The 16,026-nt window shown below is 69.8% G+C and carries 23 protein-coding genes; 6 read left to right on the forward strand and 17 right to left on the reverse strand.

Going from position 1 to position 16,026, the window contains the following annotated elements:
• Positions 1-3: 3 nt before the first annotated feature.
• The 8 genes from ACOFKS_RS00095 to hisB all read right to left on the reverse strand — a co-directional run bounded on the left by ACOFKS_RS00095 (position 4) and on the right by hisB (position 5,375).
• A complete protein-coding gene (locus ACOFKS_RS00095; protein ID WP_419807213.1) occupies positions 4-798 on the reverse strand; it encodes a hypothetical protein in 795 nt (264 codons plus the stop codon).
• Between the two features lie 104 nt (positions 799-902).
• Positions 903-1,907 carry an alpha/beta hydrolase gene (locus ACOFKS_RS00100; RefSeq protein ID WP_419807214.1) on the reverse strand — a complete coding sequence of 335 codons (1,005 nt, stop codon included), beginning with the start codon at positions 1,905-1,907 and terminating at the stop codon, positions 903-905.
• Positions 1,904-2,218, reverse strand: coding sequence for a phosphoribosyl-ATP diphosphatase (locus tag ACOFKS_RS00105; protein ID WP_419807215.1), 315 nt, complete (start codon positions 2,216-2,218; stop codon positions 1,904-1,906). The genes ACOFKS_RS00100 and ACOFKS_RS00105 overlap by 4 nt, the downstream gene beginning before the upstream one ends.
• 31 nt (positions 2,219-2,249) lie before the next feature.
• Positions 2,250-2,414: a hypothetical protein gene (locus ACOFKS_RS00110; protein WP_419807216.1), complete on the reverse strand. Its 165-nt coding sequence runs from the start codon at positions 2,412-2,414 to the stop codon at positions 2,250-2,252.
• A 119-nt stretch (positions 2,415-2,533) separates the two neighbouring features.
• A complete protein-coding gene (hisF, locus tag ACOFKS_RS00115; protein WP_419807217.1) occupies positions 2,534-3,301 on the reverse strand; it encodes an imidazole glycerol phosphate synthase subunit HisF in 768 nt (255 codons plus the stop codon).
• Positions 3,302-3,455: 154 nt separating this feature from the next.
• The gene (gene hisA / locus ACOFKS_RS00120; RefSeq protein ID WP_419807218.1) at positions 3,456-4,187 is read right to left on the reverse strand and encodes a 1-(5-phosphoribosyl)-5-[(5-phosphoribosylamino)methylideneamino]imidazole-4-carboxamide isomerase; all 732 of its coding nucleotides are present in this window, start codon (positions 4,185-4,187) and stop codon (positions 3,456-3,458) included.
• 4 nt (positions 4,188-4,191) lie between these two features.
• Positions 4,192-4,791 (reverse strand): imidazole glycerol phosphate synthase subunit HisH, encoded by a 600-nt coding sequence (hisH, locus tag ACOFKS_RS00125; RefSeq protein ID WP_419807219.1) that lies wholly within the window; start codon positions 4,789-4,791, stop codon positions 4,192-4,194.
• The gene (gene hisB / locus ACOFKS_RS00130) at positions 4,788-5,375 is read right to left on the reverse strand and encodes an imidazoleglycerol-phosphate dehydratase HisB (RefSeq protein WP_419807220.1); all 588 of its coding nucleotides are present in this window, start codon (positions 5,373-5,375) and stop codon (positions 4,788-4,790) included. Before hisB ends, hisH begins: the two co-directional genes overlap by 4 nt.
• A gap of 73 nt (positions 5,376-5,448) precedes the next feature.
• Between hisB and ACOFKS_RS00135 the strand changes: the two genes are divergently transcribed.
• The 5 genes from ACOFKS_RS00135 to gmk all read left to right on the forward strand — a co-directional run bounded on the left by ACOFKS_RS00135 (position 5,449) and on the right by gmk (position 8,795).
• Entirely contained in the window at positions 5,449-5,934 is a 486-nt protein-coding gene (locus ACOFKS_RS00135) for an SspB family protein (protein ID WP_419807221.1), read from the forward strand.
• A gap of 173 nt (positions 5,935-6,107) precedes the next feature.
• Positions 6,108-7,496, forward strand: coding sequence for a class II fumarate hydratase (fumC, locus tag ACOFKS_RS00140; RefSeq protein WP_419807288.1), 1,389 nt, complete (start codon positions 6,108-6,110; stop codon positions 7,494-7,496).
• A 155-nt stretch (positions 7,497-7,651) separates the two neighbouring features.
• Positions 7,652-7,858: a hypothetical protein gene (locus ACOFKS_RS00145; protein WP_419807222.1), complete on the forward strand. Its 207-nt coding sequence runs from the start codon at positions 7,652-7,654 to the stop codon at positions 7,856-7,858.
• The gene (locus tag ACOFKS_RS00150; RefSeq protein WP_419807223.1) at positions 7,855-8,049 is read left to right on the forward strand and encodes a hypothetical protein; all 195 of its coding nucleotides are present in this window, start codon (positions 7,855-7,857) and stop codon (positions 8,047-8,049) included. The genes ACOFKS_RS00145 and ACOFKS_RS00150 overlap by 4 nt, the downstream gene beginning before the upstream one ends.
• A 95-nt stretch (positions 8,050-8,144) precedes the next feature.
• On the forward strand, positions 8,145-8,795 hold the full coding sequence (gmk, locus tag ACOFKS_RS00155; protein WP_419807224.1) for a guanylate kinase: 651 nt from the start codon (positions 8,145-8,147) through the stop codon (positions 8,793-8,795).
• Here the strand turns inward: gmk and ACOFKS_RS00160 are convergent.
• The 7 genes from ACOFKS_RS00160 to ACOFKS_RS00190 all read right to left on the reverse strand — a co-directional run bounded on the left by ACOFKS_RS00160 (position 8,773) and on the right by ACOFKS_RS00190 (position 13,210).
• On the reverse strand, positions 8,773-9,393 hold the full coding sequence (locus ACOFKS_RS00160; protein WP_419807225.1) for a hypothetical protein: 621 nt from the start codon (positions 9,391-9,393) through the stop codon (positions 8,773-8,775). The genes gmk and ACOFKS_RS00160 overlap by 23 nt on opposite strands.
• 91 nt (positions 9,394-9,484) lie before the next feature.
• Entirely contained in the window at positions 9,485-10,189 is a 705-nt protein-coding gene (locus ACOFKS_RS00165; protein WP_419807226.1) for an ATP12 family chaperone protein, read from the reverse strand.
• Entirely contained in the window at positions 10,186-10,407 is a 222-nt protein-coding gene (locus ACOFKS_RS00170; RefSeq protein ID WP_419807227.1) for a hypothetical protein, read from the reverse strand. Before ACOFKS_RS00170 ends, ACOFKS_RS00165 begins: the two co-directional genes overlap by 4 nt.
• The gene (locus tag ACOFKS_RS00175; protein WP_419807228.1) at positions 10,404-10,988 is read right to left on the reverse strand and encodes an FMN-binding negative transcriptional regulator; all 585 of its coding nucleotides are present in this window, start codon (positions 10,986-10,988) and stop codon (positions 10,404-10,406) included. Before ACOFKS_RS00175 ends, ACOFKS_RS00170 begins: the two co-directional genes overlap by 4 nt.
• A gap of 3 nt (positions 10,989-10,991) precedes the next feature.
• A complete protein-coding gene (locus ACOFKS_RS00180) occupies positions 10,992-12,095 on the reverse strand; it encodes an RluA family pseudouridine synthase (protein WP_419807229.1) in 1,104 nt (367 codons plus the stop codon).
• Complete coding sequence (crcB, locus tag ACOFKS_RS00185) at positions 12,092-12,463, reverse strand: fluoride efflux transporter CrcB (protein WP_419807230.1); 372 nt, start codon at positions 12,461-12,463, stop codon at positions 12,092-12,094. Before crcB ends, ACOFKS_RS00180 begins: the two co-directional genes overlap by 4 nt.
• A 45-nt stretch (positions 12,464-12,508) precedes the next feature.
• The gene (locus tag ACOFKS_RS00190) at positions 12,509-13,210 is read right to left on the reverse strand and encodes a hypothetical protein (protein ID WP_419807231.1); all 702 of its coding nucleotides are present in this window, start codon (positions 13,208-13,210) and stop codon (positions 12,509-12,511) included.
• A gap of 81 nt (positions 13,211-13,291) precedes the next feature.
• Between ACOFKS_RS00190 and ACOFKS_RS00195 the strand changes: the two genes are divergently transcribed.
• A complete protein-coding gene (locus ACOFKS_RS00195) occupies positions 13,292-13,513 on the forward strand; it encodes a hypothetical protein (protein ID WP_419807232.1) in 222 nt (73 codons plus the stop codon).
• 57 nt (positions 13,514-13,570) lie between these two features.
• Here the strand turns inward: ACOFKS_RS00195 and ACOFKS_RS00200 are convergent, their stop codons facing one another.
• Together ACOFKS_RS00200 and rpoD are read right to left on the reverse strand one after the other, a co-directional pair.
• Positions 13,571-13,882, reverse strand: a complete 312-nt coding sequence (locus ACOFKS_RS00200) for a glycine zipper 2TM domain-containing protein (protein WP_419807233.1) — start codon at positions 13,880-13,882, stop codon at positions 13,571-13,573.
• A 99-nt stretch (positions 13,883-13,981) separates the two neighbouring features.
• On the reverse strand, positions 13,982-16,021 hold the full coding sequence (rpoD, locus tag ACOFKS_RS00205; protein WP_419807234.1) for an RNA polymerase sigma factor RpoD: 2,040 nt from the start codon (positions 16,019-16,021) through the stop codon (positions 13,982-13,984).
• Positions 16,022-16,026 lie beyond the last annotated feature (5 nt).

A 16,026-nucleotide genomic window follows, 5' to 3' on the forward strand; every position in this document is an offset into this window, starting at 1 on the left:
CTGTCACGGGTGGACGGATGGTCCGAGGACGATCGCGAACGTCGCCAGCACGAGCAAGCCGCCGACAATGACGAGCGGGTTTCGCGCGACGACGAACGGCCGGGGCGCATCCGGCCCGCCCGCCGCGAAGCCGATCGAGATGAACCCGGCGAGACCGCCGAACGAGGACGCCGCCGCCGACATGATCGTGATGAACAGCCCGACCGGGTTGAGCAGCCCGACCAGGAACGCGCCCGCGCCGCAGGCGATGTAGTAGGTGTGGGCGATGCGTTTGCGCGCGGGCTCGGTCGCGCGTCCCGAGCCGAGCATCGCGGTCAGGCCGCGGATCGCCGCTCGCACCAGCAGGATGTACGCGACGATGCCCAGCGCCAGCTCGCCGCCGCGCCACGCGATCGGCATCGGCAGCCACGGCAGCGCCCCGTGTGCGCCGGTGCCGAGGTCGCCGGCGCCGGTCACGCCGGAAAAGCAGAAATAGCCGGCCGCGACGAACGCCTCGCTGACCCAGATCAGCCACCATAGCAGCCGCGCTCCGTCGCTCCCGCTGCGCCGCCACGCCGCATAGGCGATCAGCGACAACGCGATGTTCACGATGACCCCGGCGCAGGCGACGACGGCGTCCGGCCACCGCGACAACCCGGTACAATCGACGTAAAAGGCGCCGATCGTCGCGACGCGGCCGCCCTGCACCGCGCACGCCGCCGCGTGGCCGCCGATCTCGTGCCACATGGTCAAAAGCGGCATCAGCAGCGCACCCCATCCGGCCATCGTCGGCCAGTCGATCTGCTGTCGCGATGCCATCCTGCGCTCCGAGTGCTTGCCGGGTCAGCTTAGGCGCCGGGGGGTCGGAAGCAAGGCGGCGTGCGTGGGAGCACGGGACAGTTTCGGCATCGGCGGGACCACCTTCAGAGCATGCCGATCTGTGCGAGCCATGCGTCGGCGAGCATCGTCCAGGTGCCGACGTTCCCGGCCGCGCGACGGTGGCCGAAGGCATGACCGCCCTTTGCGAACAGGTGGACCTCGGCAGGGACGCCGGCGAGATCGAGCGCGCGCGCGTAAAGAAGGCTGTTGCAGATCGGATCGACCGGATCGTCCCACGCCTGCGCGATGAACGTCGGCGGCGCTTGATCGGTGACGCGGAGTCCGGGATCGAACGCGCCGCCGGCGCGACAGATATGGCCCGGATAGAGTGCCATGGCGAAGTCCGGACGGCTGCTGACGCCGTCCGTCGCGTCGACCGGCGTGTAGGCCGGCGCGAGGATGTTGCTGGTCTGCGCGACGAGATAGCCGCCGGCGGAGAAGCCGAGCACGCCGATCTTGCGCGGATCGATGTGAAGGGCCGCCGCTCGCGCGCGAACCAGTCGGATCGCGCGTTGCGCGTCCTGCAGCGCGGTCAGATGCGCGGGCGTCCGGTGGCAGTTGCAGGCCGCGTCGTAGAAATGGTTGCTGCCGGGGACGCGGTATTTGACCAGCACGCAGGTCACGCCCTTGGCGGTCAGCCAGTCGCAGGCCTCGCTGCCTTCCAGATCGATCGCGAGCTGTTGGAACCCGCCGCCGGGGAAGACGACCACCGCGCTGCCGGTGGGCCGAGTCTTGGCGGGGAAGACGGTCATCGTCGGGATCGAAACGTCGTAGACGCCGGTGACGGGCCGGCCGGCGAAGCGGCGCGGGTTGGTGGCGGTGCTGGTGGTTTCGAGCAGCCGCGTAGTGACTGCGTCGGGTGGGGTGCCTGGCCAGAGCGGAACCTGCGTCAGGCCGGCCGGCGGTTGCCACGCGCCGCCAAGCGTCGGCTGGGTGGGTGTCGGCGCTGCCGCTGGAACGGTGAGCGCCCGATCTCTGGCCGGCGCGTTCCCGCATGCGGCAAGGAAGGCGCAGGTGGCGACGAGCAGAAATCGCCGTGTCGGCCTCACCCGCGCGATGCCTTTTCTTCCAGCCCCGACACCCCCTCGCGCCGACTCAGCTCCGCGCGGACGTCGGCCAGCGACAGGTCGGCGTCGGCGAGCAGGACAAGGAGGTGGTAGAGGAGGTCGGCGGCTTCGGGGACGATCTTTGCCGGGTCGTCGCCCATCGCGGCGATTACCGTTTCCACCGCTTCCTCGCCGAGCTTCTGCGCGATGCGGGGGCGGCCGCGAGCAAATAGCTGGGCGGTGTAGGACGCGTCGGCGGGCGCGGCGCGGCGGGCCTGGATGGTGGCTTCGAGGCGGTCCAGCGGGTCGGTCATGGTGCCGGGGTGGCGCAGGCGGGGAGGGGGGTCAATCCTTGGCGTCTGTTCCCTTCGCGAACCGGCGGCGCAGCGCTCGGCGGACCAGCCACACGGCGACGACCGCGAGCGCGAACAGCGCGAGGTCGGAGAGTTCCGGCGCGGTGCGGACCTTCGGCGTGCCGGAATGGGGGGAGGTGGCCATTAGGAGGAGCATCCGAACAGTCCTATCGTCATCCCGGCCTTGAGCCGGGAGCCCGCTTCTTCTGGGTCGCAACGGCAGCGGGACCCCGGCTCAAGGCCGGGGTGACGGCGCATAATGCTGTTCGGTTGAAGCTAGGTTAGCGGCACCCTGACCGGCACGCCCGCCGCCGCCAGCGCGCGGTGGGCGTCGGCGATGCTCGCCTGACCGAAGTGGAAAATCGACGCGGCGAGGACGGCGCTGGCATGGCCCTCGACGATGCCGGCGACGAGGTCGGGGAGGCCGCCGACGCCGCCGCTCGCGACGACGGGGACGGTGACGCGATCGGCAATGGCGCGGGTCAGCGCCAGGTCGTAGCCGCCGCGCGTGCCGTCGCGGTCCATGCTGGTGACGAGCAGCTCGCCCGCGCCCAGTTCCGCGAGACGCGCGGCGTGGGCGACCGCGTCGATGCCGGTGGCTCGCCTGCCGCCATGGGTGAAGACCTCCCAGCCATCGCCTGCGCGCCGCGCGTCGATGCTGGCGACGCAGCACTGGCTGCCGAAGCGCGCGGCGATGTCGGCGACGATCTCCGGCCGGGCGACGGCGGCGGAGTTGACCGCGACCTTGTCCGCGCCGGCGAGCAGCAGCGCGCGGGCGTCGTCGGCGGTGCGGACGCCGCCGCCGACGGTCAGCGGCATGAAGCAGACCGCGGCGGTGCGGCGGACGATGTCGAGCAGCGTGCCGCGCCCTTCGTGACTGGCGGTGATGTCGAGGAAACAAAGCTCGTCCGCGCCGGCGGCGTCATAGGCGCGCGCCTGTTCGACCGGATCGCCGGCGTCGATCAGGTCGACGAAGTTGACGCCCTTGACGACGCGGCCGTTTGCGACGTCGAGGCAGGGGATAACGCGGGCGCGCAGGGTCATGGCGCAATTCCTCCCCGCTTGCGGGAAGGGGGACCGCCGGCGAAAGCGGTGGGGGAGGGGCCGAGCCGCGAGCGTTGACACTGGCGGAGAGCCCTCTCCGTCGGTCGCTTCACGCCTGCCAACTCCCCGCGGGCGGGGAGGATTGCGCTCGTCATCACGCCGCCGCCACCGCCAGCGCCGCCGCCAGGTCGAGCCGGCCGTCGTAGAGCGCGCGGCCGGTGATGACGCCCTCGATGCCATCCTTCGCGTGCAGCGCGAGGAGGTGGATGTCGGCGATGCCCTTCACCCCCCCGCTCGCGATCACCGGGATCGACACGGCGCGGGCGAGGTCGACGGTCGCGTCGACGTTGCAGCCCTTCATCATCCCGTCGCGGCCGACGTCGGTGAACAGCAGCGACGCGACGCCGGCGTCCTCGAAGCGGCGGGCGAGGTCGATCACCGGCACGTCCGACACGTCCGCCCAGCCGTGCGTCGCGACCATCCCGTCGCGCGCATCGACCGCGACGACGATGCCGCCGGGCCACTCGGCCGCCGCTGCTCGCACGAAATCGGGATCGGTCAGCGCGGCGGTGCCGAGCACGAGGCGCGACACGCCGAGCGCGAACCAGCGCTCGACATCGGCGCGGGTGCGGATGCCGCCGCCGAGCTGGACGTGACCGGGAAAGCGCTGAAGGATGTCGGCGACCGCGCCGCCGTTGACGCTCTCGCCCGCGAAGGCGCCGTCCAGGTCGACGACGTGGAGGTGGCCCGCGCCGGCGGCGGCGAAGGCGGCGGCCTGTTCGGCCGGGTCGTCGGCGTAGATCGTGGCGCGCGCCATGTCGCCCTCGGCGAGGCGCACGACCTTGCCGCCCTTGAGGTCGATGGCGGGGAAGACGATCAACGACATAGCATCACGGCCGCCATGCGAGGAACCTCCGGAGCAGGTCGATGCCGTAGCGCTGGCTCTTTTCGGGGTGAAACTGGACGCCGAGCAGCGTGTCGCGGCCGATCGCGGCGGTGACTGGGCCGGCGTGGTCGGTGGTGGCGAGGATATGCTCGCCCGCGAAGGCGTAGCTGTGGAGGAAATACGCCTCGCCCGGCGCGAGCAGCGGGTGATCGACGGTGGGGGCGACGTCGTTCCAGCCCATGTGCGGCACCTTCGCCTCGCCCGGCGCGAGGCGGCGGACGGTGCCGGACAGCCAGCCGAGCCCGCGATGCTCGCCATGCTCCTCGCCGGTGTCGGCCATCAGCTGCATGCCGACGCAGATGCCCAGGAACGGCCGGGCGCGGGCGAGCGCCGCATCGCTGAGCGCTGCTTCCAGACCGTCGACCGCACGCAGGTTGGCCGCACACGCACCGAACGCGCCGACGCCGGGGAGGACGATACGGTCGGCGCGGCGGATCGAGTCGGGGTCGGCGGTGACCTCCAGGTCGTCGCAGCCGGCGGCGCGCAGCGCGTTCTCGACGGAGTGGAGGTTGCCCGACTGGATGTCGATCAGTGCGAGCGTCAAAGCACCCCCTTGGTCGAGGGAATCGCGTCCGCCTTGCGCGCGTCGATCTCGATCGCCTGACGCAGCGCGCGGGCGAGGCCCTTGAAGGCGCTTTCGGCGATGTGGTGATTGTTGTCGCCGTGCAGCGTTTCGACGTGGAGCGTGATGCCGGCGGCTTGCGCGAACGAGTGGAACCAGTGCTGGAACAGCTCGGTATCCATCTCGCCCAGCCGCTTCTGGCTGAACGGCACGGTCCAGACCAGCCACGGCCGGCCCGAGATGTCGAGCGCGACGCGGGTCAGACACTCGTCCATCGGGCTGAGCGCGTCGCCGTAGCGGCGGATGCCGCGCTTGTCGCCGAGCGCCTGCGCCACCGCCTCGCCGATCGCGATGCCGGTGTCCTCGACCGTGTGGTGCTGATCGATGTGGAGGTCGCCCTGCGTCCGCACGTGGAGGTCGATCAGCGAGTGGCGGCTCAGCTGTTCGAGCATGTGATCGAAAAAGCCGACCCCCGTCGCGACGTCGTAGACGCCGGTGCCGTCGAGGTTCACCGTCACCGCGATGCGGGTCTCGGCGGTGTTGCGGGAGATCGTCGCGGTGCGCATCGCCGCCGCTCATAGCGCGCAACCCGACCCATGCAATCTTGACCGGGCATCAAAGCGCGCTACCCAATAGGGAATGACCGACGGACTGCCCGACAGCCTGATCCCCTATGACGAGATCGTCCAGGAGGCGTTGCGCGCCGTCGTCGGCCGCGTGCTGGGCACGGTGGCGGAGAGCGGCGGGCTGCCGGGCGAGCATCATTTCTACATCACCTTCAAGACGCAGGGCCCCGGCGTCGACATCCCCCGACGACTGATCGAGCGGTTTCCCGACGAGATGACGATCGTGATGCAGAACCGCTATTGGGACCTGCTGGTCGACGACGAGCGGTTCTCGATCGGGCTGAGCTTCAACCAGATCCCGTCGAAGCTGGTCATCCCCTATGCGGCGATCACCGGGTTCCACGACCCGGCGGTCAATTTCGAACTGCGCTTTCAGGCGCAGGAAGGGCCGGACGACGGCGCCACGACGCATGATCCGGCGGAGAACGACGGGCCGATGGCGGTGCCGGTCGAGGACGGGTCGAACGTCGTCGCGGTGGATTTCAAGCGGAAGAAGTAGCGCGCCCGCGCGCACGCGGGTGGCGAAGCATCTCGCGAGACGCGCCAGCGCGGCCGGGCTTGGCTTCAGCCGAGCTTCGCCGTCACGGATTTACTCCGTGACGGCGTGGCGTGACGGCACCGTCGAGCGTGGATGCTGAAACAAGTTCAGCATGACGGAGGTTGAGCCCCATGATGACCGATACCCGCACCGAGACCGACTCGATCGGCGCGATCGAGGTGCCTGCCGCCGCTTACTGGGGCGCGCAGACGCAGCGGTCGATCGAGAACTTTCCCTTTCCTCCCGCCGAGCGGATGCCGATCGGCATCGTCCATGCGCTCGCGATCGTGAAACAGGCGTCGGCGCGGGTGCAGCGCGCAGCGCTGGGTGTCGAAAAGGCCGACGCGATCGAGGCGGCCGCGCGGGAAGTGATCGCGGGCACGTTGGACGACCAGTTCCCGCTGGTGATCTGGCAGACCGGGTCGGGCACGCAGTCGAACATGAACGTCAACGAGGTGATCGCCGGCCGCGCCAACGAGATGCTGACGGGGACACGCGGCGGCAAGACGCCGGTGCATCCGAACGACGACGTCAACCGGGGGCAGTCGTCGAACGACAGCTTCCCGACCGCGCTGCACATCGCCGCCGTCCGTGCCGCGCACGACCGGCTGCTGCCCGCGCTGGAGCGGTTGCGCGCCGCGCTGGAGATCAAGGCGCGGGATTGGGACCGCATCGTCAAGATCGGGCGCACGCACCTGCAGGACGCGACCCCGCTGACGCTGGGGCAGGAGTTTTCCGGTTATGCGGCGCAGCTGCACCTCGCGCGCGTTCGCATCGTGCCGTTCGTGGAGAACGCACTGACGCGGCTGGCGCAGGGCGGGACGGCGGTCGGCACCGGGCTGAACGCGCCCGCCGGCTTCGACCGGGACATGGCGGCGGCGATCGGCGATATCACCGGCCTGACGTTCGAGCCTGCGCCCAACAAGTTCGAGGCGCTGGCGTCGAACGACACGCTGGTCGATTTCCACGGCCGGCTCAACAGCCTGGCGGTGGCGCTGACCAAGATCGCCAACGACATCCGGCTGCTCGGCTCCGGCCCGCGCTCCGGACTGGGCGAGCTGGAGCTGCCCGCCAACGAACCGGGCAGCTCGATCATGCCGGGCAAGGTCAATCCGACCCAATGCGAGATGCTGACCATGGTCGCCGCTCAGGTGATGGGCAACCAGGTCGCGGTCACGGTCGGCGGCCTGCAGGGGCATCTCGAGCTCAACGTCTTCAAGCCGCTGATCGGCGCCAACGTGCTGCGCTCGATCGAGCTGCTGAGCGTCGGCATGGAAAGCTTCGCCGAGCGCACGGTCGATGGACTGATCGCGCGAGAGGACAACATCCGCGCCGGGCTGCAGCGATCGCTGATGCTGGTCACCGCGCTGGCGCCGGAGATCGGCTATGACAACGCCGCCAAGATCGCCAAGGAGGCGCATGCTTCGGGCGAGACGCTGAAGGAGGCGGGACTACGGCTGGGGTTGGTCGATGCGGCGACGTTCGATCGGGTGGTCCGGCCGAAGGATATGCTGGGACGCTAGCGCGCACCCGGCGAGCGTCGCTCGATGCGAGACGCGCAAGCCCTGCCGGCAGCCGCGTGACTGCGCCACATGTGCCGTTCGACGACGCTGCTTTGCCGCAGCGCCATCGGAACTTCCGCCGCCGTCCGGCGCTTCGCCTCGAAAGGGAGTATCATATGTCGGCAACTACCATCGGCGGCCTGATCGGGGCCGCGATCGACGGCATGTCGGGCGACGACGACAGCAGCGTCGACGGCGCGATCAAGGGCGCGGTGATCGCCAACGTGCTCAAGGTCGTCCTGCCCGTCGCGGTCACCTATGCGATCGGCTGGGCGGTGCTGCGCGGGATCGGCGAACTCAAGGACAAGGTGGTAGGCGAATGATCGGGCGGATCGTGGGTGCGCTGGTCGGGCGCGAGCTGGACCGCCGTGACGGCTCCAGCGGGTTCAAGGGCGCGGCGCTGGGCGCGGTGGCGGCTGGCGCGATGCGGCGGCTGGGGCCGCTCGGACTGGTGCTGGGCGGCGCCTATGTGGCGCGGCAGGCGATGAAGCGTCGGCGGGATACGCGCGGGTAACGTCCCGCCTGACGGGTGGGCCTCGACGGCTCGCTGCGACGAACGGCCCGAAAGGACGGGTTGACCTGTCGACCTGCGTCACGCCAAGGACGCCGATGCCCGCCCGCACCCCCGACGACCCGCATGGCTTTCGCCGGCGGGGCGTGTTGTTCGTCCTTTCCTCCCCCTCCGGCGCGGGGAAGTCGACGATCGCGCGCAAGCTGCTCGATGCCGAGACCGAGTTGGCGATGTCGGTCAGTGCCACGACGCGCTCGATGCGGCCCGGCGAGGTCGACGGGCGCGACTACAGCTTCGTCGATCTGGAGCGGTTCCGCGCGATGGTCGCGGACAACGCCTTTCTGGAATGGGCGCATGTCTTCGGCGAGCGCTACGGCACCCCGCGTGCGCCGGTCGACGCGATGCTGGCGGCGGGCAAGGACGTGCTGTTCGACATCGACTGGCAAGGCGCGCAGCAGTTGTATCAGATCGCCGGTGGCGACGTCGTCCGCGTCTTCATCCTGCCGCCGTCGATGGAGGAACTTCACCGCCGCCTGACCAGCCGCCGCACCGATACCGACGAGGTGATCGAGCGGCGGATGGCGCGTGCGGCCAACGAGGTCAGCCACTGGGACGGCTATGATTACGTGCTCGTCAACGACGACGTCGAGCGCTGCTTCGAGGGGGTGAAGACGATCCTCGCGGCGGAGCGGCTGAAACGCTCGCGTCAGACCGGGCTGATCGGGTTCATCCGCGGCCTGACGCGATAGTCGCGGCGGGCGTGGCCGGCACGCCGTCGGTCCACTGCACCATCTTCGTCGCCATGATCTCGGTTCGGCCCTCGTCGGGTGAGAGCGGCTGCTGCACGGTCATGGCGTGGGTGGCGCGCATTTCCAGGCCCGCGCGGATCACCGCGACCTCGCCCACCGCCAGCGTGACGGGCGCGGCGCTGTGGGACGACTTCATGCCGTTACGCGCCATCGCGGTCTCCAGCGTGTAGGTGCCGGGCGGCAGCTCCGCCATGACGAACTGGTTCATGCGGATCTGGCCGGCCTTCTCGCCGGCGATCGTCACCTTCATCCCCGCCATGCCGCCCATGAAGCCGCGACGTACGACGTACAGCCGCGCCATCCCCGGACCGGGCATGAAGCCCCGCGCATCGGCGATCATCGGCGGCGTCGCGGCCCGGCCGACCTTGTTGCCCGCCAGGATGTAGACGAGGTAGCCACCCACCGCGACCAGCAGCAGCACGCTGATCGCCAGCCCCACCCCGCCGGGCAGCGCGGACAGCATCATCGGCCCGAAGATCGCGCCGACGACCGCCGCGACGACGGTGAGCACGATCCATTTGGTGTTGTTGGGCGGCATGGTGACTCCGGGAAATGGCGGGTGCCGCCCGATGTCACCTGCGTCGCGGCTAGGTCAAGAGGACAGGCACGGCCGGCCGGGCCTTTCGGTTTCACCCTTGCGTGGGCACCGCGCCTCGCGACAGCGTCAAGAAGCGGATCGCCCCGTCGAACTCGGCGCGGCGATGCGCTCGGGCCTGCGTCGCCAGCGCGTCCTCGCCCCACATCTCGATCTGCCAGTCCTCGTCCACATGCGCGGCGGCCCACACCGCGTCGGGCATCGACGCCCCCTCGATCAGCGCCAGCGTCAGCAGCAGCGAGCCGGTGATCGTGACGATCGGCGAGGCGGCGGCGAGCGCGAACGGGTCGAGCGCGGTGATCGCCTGGCCCAACCGCGCCACCGTCGAGGCCGGTTGCGCCTGGTGGATGATGCAGGTCGTGACCGCGATGTGAATGTCGTAGCGGCGCTCGGCCCAGGCGATGACCGGGTCCCAGGCGGCGGTCTGGCGTTCCGTGAGCGGCGCCGGCTCGGCGGCACGATAGCAGAGCAGGTCGCTCTCGCCATATCGCGCGAGGCCGGCGGCGAAGGCGGCCGGGTCGGGCGCGACCCGGTCGACCGCAGCGTTGGCGAGACCGGTCAGCGGCATCGCGCGCGGGTCGATCGTGGCGCCGACTGCGTTCCATTCCGCCGCGACCGCGTCGGCGAGCGCCATGGTCGGCAGGATCAGGGCGGTACGACCGGGCGTGCGGACCGGGCGCCCATCGAGCGCCACGCCGCCCTCGGGCGTCACCGCCGCCGCCTGCCAGAACCGCTTCACTCGCGGGTATCCGGGGGCGTCCGCCAGCGATGCGCCAGCGCGCGCGGGACGATCGCGATCATCAGCAGCGCCGACAGGACGATGCCGATGCCGAGCAGCTGCGGCGGCTGCGTCGTCGCGCGGCCGGCCAGCACCAGCCCGAACACCGCGCCCGCCGTCCCGGCGATGCGGGTCAGCGTGATCGCCAGCCAGCGACGGCGGGCGAGGTCGTCGCTCACAGCGCCGCCATCGCCTGCGCCAGGGCGAGATTGCCGCCCTGCGACAGGCCGTCGATCACCCCGGCGCGATCGGCCGCGGACTTGTGCTGCGCGAGCTTGGTCGTGCCCCGGATCGCGGTAACGGTCAGCGCGAAGCCCCCGATCGCGCGAAGCAGCGCGGCGATAACCGCCGGGTCGGTCTTTGCGCGAGTCCAGGGATCGGGCCGGGGTTCGTGGACGTCGGCGAGCCGGTCGAGCTGCTCCAGCAACGCGGCCTCCGGGATCGCCCGCGCGATGCCCTCGATCTCGATCGTCTCATAGTTCCAGGTCGGCACCTGATTGCCTGGACGCGCATACCAGTTCGGGCTGACATAGCCGTCCGGGCCGGCGACGCTGGCGAGCACCGTCGCGCCGTCGAGATGCGGATGGAGGCAGTTGGCACGGGCGAGGTGGAAGCGGAACTCGTCCCCATGCAGCGTCATCGGCGCGTGCGCGACCATCGGCCCGGCGGGCGTGGCGACGAACAGATGTGCGAAGCCGATGGCGGCGGCGCGCGCGACCAGCGTGGCCTGGTCGGGGCGGAAGATGGGGTTGGGGTGCATCGCTCAGCGCGTGCCCCGACCCCGCCGCTCTCCCTTGCGCGCCTTGCGGACGGTCTTGGCGTGCGCCTTCGCGGCCTGCTTCTTGTCGGCGCGGGTGGGCGGGGCGTGCTCGTCGAGCGGCAGCTGATCGCCCAGCATCTGTTCGAAGCCGAGGCTGGCCAGACTCTCGGCGAAATGATGCGGCAGGTCGGCCGAGACGTCGATCTGCCCGCCGTCGGGATGGTCGACGCGCAGGCGGCGGGCGTGGAGGTGCATCTTACGGCTGATCCCGCCGGTCAGGAACGCCGCCGCACCGCCATATTTGCCGTCGCCGACGATCGGATGGCCGATCGCGGCCATGTGGACGCGCAGCTGATGGGTGCGGCCGGTAAAGGGTTGCAGCTCGACCCAGGCGGTGCGGTTGCCGGCGCGCTCGATAACGCGATAGCGGGTGCGCGCGGTCTGGCCGTTCTCTTCGTCGACGTGCATCTTCTCGCCACCGGTGCCGGGCTGTTTCGCCAGCGGCAGCTCGATCATGCCGTCGTCGATCGAGGGCACGTCGACGACCAGCGCCCAATAGACTTTCTTGGCGGTGCGGCCGGAAAAGGTCTTGGCGAAGAACGCCGCCGCGCGGCTGGTGCGCGCGATCAGCAGCGCGCCGCTGGTGTCCTTGTCGAGGCGGTGGACCAGCTTGGGGCGGCTTTCCCCTTCGGCAAAGGCGTCGAGCAGGCCGTCGACATGCTCGATCGTCTTGGTCCCGCCTTGGGTGGCGAGGCCGGGCGGCTTGTTGAGCACCAGCGCCTGCGCGTCGCGGTGGATCACCATGTCCTGCGCGAAGGCGAGCTGATCGGGGGTCAGCGGCACGCGTTCGGGCGCGCGGCGCTCGGTTGCGCGGATCGGCTCGTCGGGAGGGACGCGGAGCTGCTGGCCCATCTCGATCCGGTCGCCGGGCGTCGCGCGCGCGCCGTCGACGCGGAGCTGGCCGGTGCGCGCCCATTTCGCGACGGTGGTGAAGCTGGTGTCGGGCAGGTGCCGCTTGAACCAGCGATCCAGCCGAATGCCGTCGTCGTCGGGCGCGACGGTGAACTGGCGGACGTCCTTGACGGGGGTCGGCTTCGGCTCGGTCATGCGACCACCCGCGTCGCCGCCAGCCCGAGCATCAGCGCAGCGACCGAGCCGACCACCGACGCCGCGACATAGCCTGCGGCGTCGATCAACGCGCCGCGCTGCGCCAGCGTCACCGCCTCCAGCGAGAACGAAGAAAAGGTCGTGAACCCGCCGAGCACGCCGACGCCGAGGAACAGCCGCCAGCCTTCGCCCAGGTGATGACGCAGCAGCACGCCGGCGAGCAGCCCCATCAGCAGCCCGCCCGCGATGTTGATCGACAGCGTCCACCAGGGGAAGCCGGGGCCGAGCGCGGCGAGCATCGCGCGACCGACCAGATGCCGCGCGCCCGCGCCGAGCGCGCCGCCGGCCATGACGAGGATCAGGGGCATGGCAGCGCCGTAGCCGCTCCGGCTCGCCGCGTCACCTCCGGCCGATCACGACCCGGCGTTCGTCACCAGATCGACGTCGGCACCGCCGCCCGCGCGCGGCGTGACGTAGACGACATAGGCGTCGTCGCCGCGCGTGCCGCCCAGCACCTCCATGCCGCCGCCCACGCGGTGCTCGGCGGAATAGCGACCGGCGATGGCATGGGTGTAATACCAGTCGATCAGCTTGCCCGCCGCCGCGCCGCTGCGGAAGGTGACGACGCGCAACCGGCAGGGGCCGGCGTCGTTGCCCGCCGCCTCGACGACGCGGGCGTCGGGATAGAGCGGCAGGTCGGCGGGTAGTCTGGTCGCCCAGGCGGCGGAATAGTTCACGACAGCGCAGCCGTGCGGCTGAGCGGCGGCGAGCGCGCCGAGCGTGTAGCTCGACGCCTTGGCGGCACATTGCGGGCAGCCGGGTGTCGCGGCCGGAGCGTGGCGGAGCGAGCGCGGGTCGATCGGATCAGCGCGCGGCACGTCGGCGGGCACCGCACCCGAGTCGGGGCGGGGTGGTGGCCGGACGGCGTTGGCGTTCGAGGATTGCTGGAGCGTCGGATCGACCATGATCTGACCCGCCACCGCCTCGGCGATAGCCGGATCGCGCGTGTCGTTCGTCAGTTCGCGGTCGAGCCGGTCGATATCGTTGCCCGTCTCGGCTGTGCGACCGCAGGCCGCCGCGAAAAGGAGCAGGGCGGGAGCGAGGCGGCGCGGCACGAGGGTTTGCCTAGCGGGTGGCGGTAAAGCTTTGGTGAGTATGGCTTGCCGGGCATCGGGCGCGCAACCATCTTGAGCGCCATGTTGAACATCCTCTCGATCCTGGTCGGACTGGTGACGCTCGTGCTGGGGCTGGTGGCGTTCGTGCCGCTGCTCGGCTGGCTCAACTGGTTGGTCTTGCCGATCGGCATCGTCGGGCTGGCGCTCGGCGCGCTGTCGTCGCGCCGTGGCGGGCGCAACCTCAACGCGGTGCTGATCGTGGTGTTCGGGCTGCGCCTGATGCTCGGCGGCGGCATCGTGTAAAAGAGAACGGGCGCCGCGACCTGTGCCGCGACGCCCGTCATCATTCAGGCCGTAGCTTCAGCGGCAGTGACGCCGCGAGCCGGTGTTCCGCTCCACCGCGCGGCCGGCCAGCGCACCCAGCGCGGCACCGCCCAGCGTACCGACCGTCCGATCGCCGCGCGTGTCGATCGAGCGACCGACCAGCGCGCCCGCGACGCCACCGACGACCAGGCCCGTCGTCCCGTTCGACTTGCGGCAATAAACGCGACCGTCGCGCCCGCGCCACTCGCGATACTGGCTGCGACGCGCCTCTGCGCTAGACGCAGGGAATACCGCCACGGTCGGCAGGGCGACGGCAAGGGCGCTGAGGCCCAGGATGAAATTACGCATTACATAGCTCCTTCAGGTAATGATCTGAGAGCGTAACGTTCTGTCGCGCAGCGGGGTTGCATGAACGTCGAACAACGACGTCCCGTCGGTTCGATCCGGCTATTGATCCAGGAACGACCGCATCTTCCGCGACCGGCTCGGGTGCTTCAGTTTGCGCAGCGCCTTGGCCTCGATCTGCCGGATGCGTTCGCGCGTGACGCTGAACTGCTGACCGACTTCCTCCAGCGTGTGGTCGGTGTTCATGCCGATCCCGAACCGCATCCGCAGCACGCGTTCCTCACGCGGGGTCAGCGACGCGAGCACGCGCGTAACCGTCTCCTTGAGGTTCGCCTGTATCGCTGCATCGACCGGGATCACCGCGTTCTTGTCCTCGATGAAGTCACCCAGGTGAGAATCCTCCTCGTCGCCGATCGGCGTTTCGAGGGAGATCGGCTCCTTGGCGATCTTCATCACCTTGCGGACCTTCTCCAGCGGCATGGAGAGGCGCTCGGCCATCTCTTCCGGCGTCGGCTCGCGGCCCTGCTCGTGGAGGAACTGGCGGCTGGTGCGGACCAGCTTGTTGATCGTTTCGATCATGTGGACCGGGATGCGGATCGTCCGCGCCTGATCGGCGATCGAGCGGGTGATCGCCTGCCGGATCCACCACGTCGCATAGGTCGAGAATTTGTAGCCGCGACGATACTCGAACTTATCGACCGCCTTCATCAGGCCGATATTGCCCTCCTGGATCAGGTCCAGAAACTGCAGGCCGCGGTTGGTGTACTTCTTGGCGATCGAGATCACGAGGCGGAGGTTCGCCTCGACCATCTCCTTCTTGGCGATACGCGCCTCGCGCTCCGCTTTTTGCACCTGATTGACGATGCGGCGGAACTCGGCGAGCGACATGCCCGTCTGCTGTGCGATCTCGCTGATCTCGACGCGCACGCGGTCGACCGCATCGCTCTCGTTGGTGACGAAAGCGGTCCACTTCTTGTCGATCTTGCCGACCGTGCTCAGCCAGCTGTCGTCCATCTCATGGCCGACATAGCGGTCGAGGAAGTCCTTGCGCGGCACCTTGTGGCGCTCGGCCAGACGCAGCATCTGCCCACCCAGCGCGGTCAGCCGCCGGTTAAAGGCATAGAGCTGGTCGACGAGATACTCGATCTTCGCCTGGTGGAACTGGACGCTCTCAACCTCGGCGGTCAGCTCCTCGCGCAGCTTCTGGTACTTGCGCTCGTCGGCCGCCGACAGCTCGCCGCCCGCGCCCATCGCGTCCAGACGGTTCTGCTGGAGCTTGCCGAACTTCTTGTAGATCGCGGTGATGTTGGCGAAGCTCTCCAGTGCCTGCGGCTTGAGCTGCTCCTCCATCTGCGCGAGCGAGAGGGTGTTGTCCTCCTCCTCGTCGTCCGACGGGCGCGGCGCGCGGCGTTCGGTGAGGTCGTCCTCCTCCTCGTCGGCGGCGGGCGCTTCCTCGGGTTCGGCCTCTTCCTTGAAGGTGGTGCCGGCGGTCTTCTCGCTGATCTCGCCCGTATCGTCGTCCTCGGCGCCCGCGACCTGTTCGGCCGACGGCCCCTTGGACAGCATCGCGTCGAGGTCGAGGATCTCGCGCAGCTGCATCGAGCCCTCGTTGAGCTGGGTCGACCAGTCGATGATGGCGTTGAAGGTGATCGGGCTCTCGCACAGCCCCAGGATCATCGTGTCGCGCCCGGCCTCGATCCGCTTGGCGATCGCGATCTCGCCTTCGCGCGACAGCAGCTCGACCGCCCCCATTTCGCGCAGGTACATGCGGACGGGATCGTCCGTGCGGTCGATCGTCTCCTTCTTCTTCTCGGGCAGCGCCGCGCCGGTATCGGCCTCGGCGTCGGTCGCCTCGACCTCGTCCTCCGCCTGTTCCTCCTGCTCGCCTTCCTCGCCGGCCTCTTCGGCCTCGACGATGTTGATGCCCATTTCGGACAGCGCCGCGCTGACGTCCTCGATCTGGTCGGACGACATCTCGCCCTGGGGCAGCGCCTCGTTGAGCTGGTCGTAGGTGATGTAGCCGCGCTTCTTGGCGCGGGCGATCACCTTCTTGATCGACGCATCGTTGAGGTCGATCAGCGGCGCGTCGCCCGTGTCGGGAGCCTCGGCCGTATCGGTCGCCATGTTAGCCTTCGCTGCCATCATTT

This window comes from Sphingomonas sp. (assembly GCF_965200135.1).
Taxonomy (GTDB): domain Bacteria; phylum Pseudomonadota; class Alphaproteobacteria; order Sphingomonadales; family Sphingomonadaceae; genus Sphingomonas.

What these genes read in the sequence shown, in the direction of transcription:
- ACOFKS_RS00095 (WP_419807213.1), bottom strand. Translation starts at nt 798, where the DNA reads ATGGCATCGCGACAGCAGATCGACTGGCCGACGATGGCCGGATGGGGT.
- ACOFKS_RS00105 (WP_419807215.1), bottom strand. Translation starts at nt 2,218, where the DNA reads ATGACCGACCCGCTGGACCGCCTCGAAGCCACCATCCAGGCCCGCCGC.
- ACOFKS_RS00110 (WP_419807216.1), bottom strand. Translation starts at nt 2,414, where the DNA reads ATGCTCCTCCTAATGGCCACCTCCCCCCATTCCGGCACGCCGAAGGTC.
- hisF (WP_419807217.1), bottom strand. Translation starts at nt 3,301, where the DNA reads ATGACCCTGCGCGCCCGCGTTATCCCCTGCCTCGACGTCGCAAACGGC.
- hisA (WP_419807218.1), bottom strand. Translation starts at nt 4,187, where the DNA reads ATGTCGTTGATCGTCTTCCCCGCCATCGACCTCAAGGGCGGCAAGGTC.
- hisB (WP_419807220.1), bottom strand. Translation starts at nt 5,375, where the DNA reads ATGCGCACCGCGACGATCTCCCGCAACACCGCCGAGACCCGCATCGCG.
- ACOFKS_RS00135 (WP_419807221.1), top strand. Translation starts at nt 5,449, where the DNA reads ATGACCGACGGACTGCCCGACAGCCTGATCCCCTATGACGAGATCGTC.
- fumC (WP_419807288.1), top strand. Translation starts at nt 6,108, where the DNA reads ATGACCGATACCCGCACCGAGACCGACTCGATCGGCGCGATCGAGGTG.
- ACOFKS_RS00145 (WP_419807222.1), top strand. Translation starts at nt 7,652, where the DNA reads ATGTCGGCAACTACCATCGGCGGCCTGATCGGGGCCGCGATCGACGGC.
- ACOFKS_RS00150 (WP_419807223.1), top strand. Translation starts at nt 7,855, where the DNA reads ATGATCGGGCGGATCGTGGGTGCGCTGGTCGGGCGCGAGCTGGACCGC.
- gmk (WP_419807224.1), top strand. Translation starts at nt 8,145, where the DNA reads ATGCCCGCCCGCACCCCCGACGACCCGCATGGCTTTCGCCGGCGGGGC.
- ACOFKS_RS00160 (WP_419807225.1), bottom strand. Translation starts at nt 9,393, where the DNA reads ATGCCGCCCAACAACACCAAATGGATCGTGCTCACCGTCGTCGCGGCG.
- ACOFKS_RS00175 (WP_419807228.1), bottom strand. Translation starts at nt 10,988, where the DNA reads ATGCACCCCAACCCCATCTTCCGCCCCGACCAGGCCACGCTGGTCGCG.
- ACOFKS_RS00180 (WP_419807229.1), bottom strand. Translation starts at nt 12,095, where the DNA reads ATGACCGAGCCGAAGCCGACCCCCGTCAAGGACGTCCGCCAGTTCACC.
- crcB (WP_419807230.1), bottom strand. Translation starts at nt 12,463, where the DNA reads ATGCCCCTGATCCTCGTCATGGCCGGCGGCGCGCTCGGCGCGGGCGCG.
- ACOFKS_RS00195 (WP_419807232.1), top strand. Translation starts at nt 13,292, where the DNA reads ATGTTGAACATCCTCTCGATCCTGGTCGGACTGGTGACGCTCGTGCTG.
- ACOFKS_RS00200 (WP_419807233.1), bottom strand. Translation starts at nt 13,882, where the DNA reads ATGCGTAATTTCATCCTGGGCCTCAGCGCCCTTGCCGTCGCCCTGCCG.
- rpoD (WP_419807234.1), bottom strand. Translation starts at nt 16,021, where the DNA reads ATGGCAGCGAAGGCTAACATGGCGACCGATACGGCCGAGGCTCCCGAC.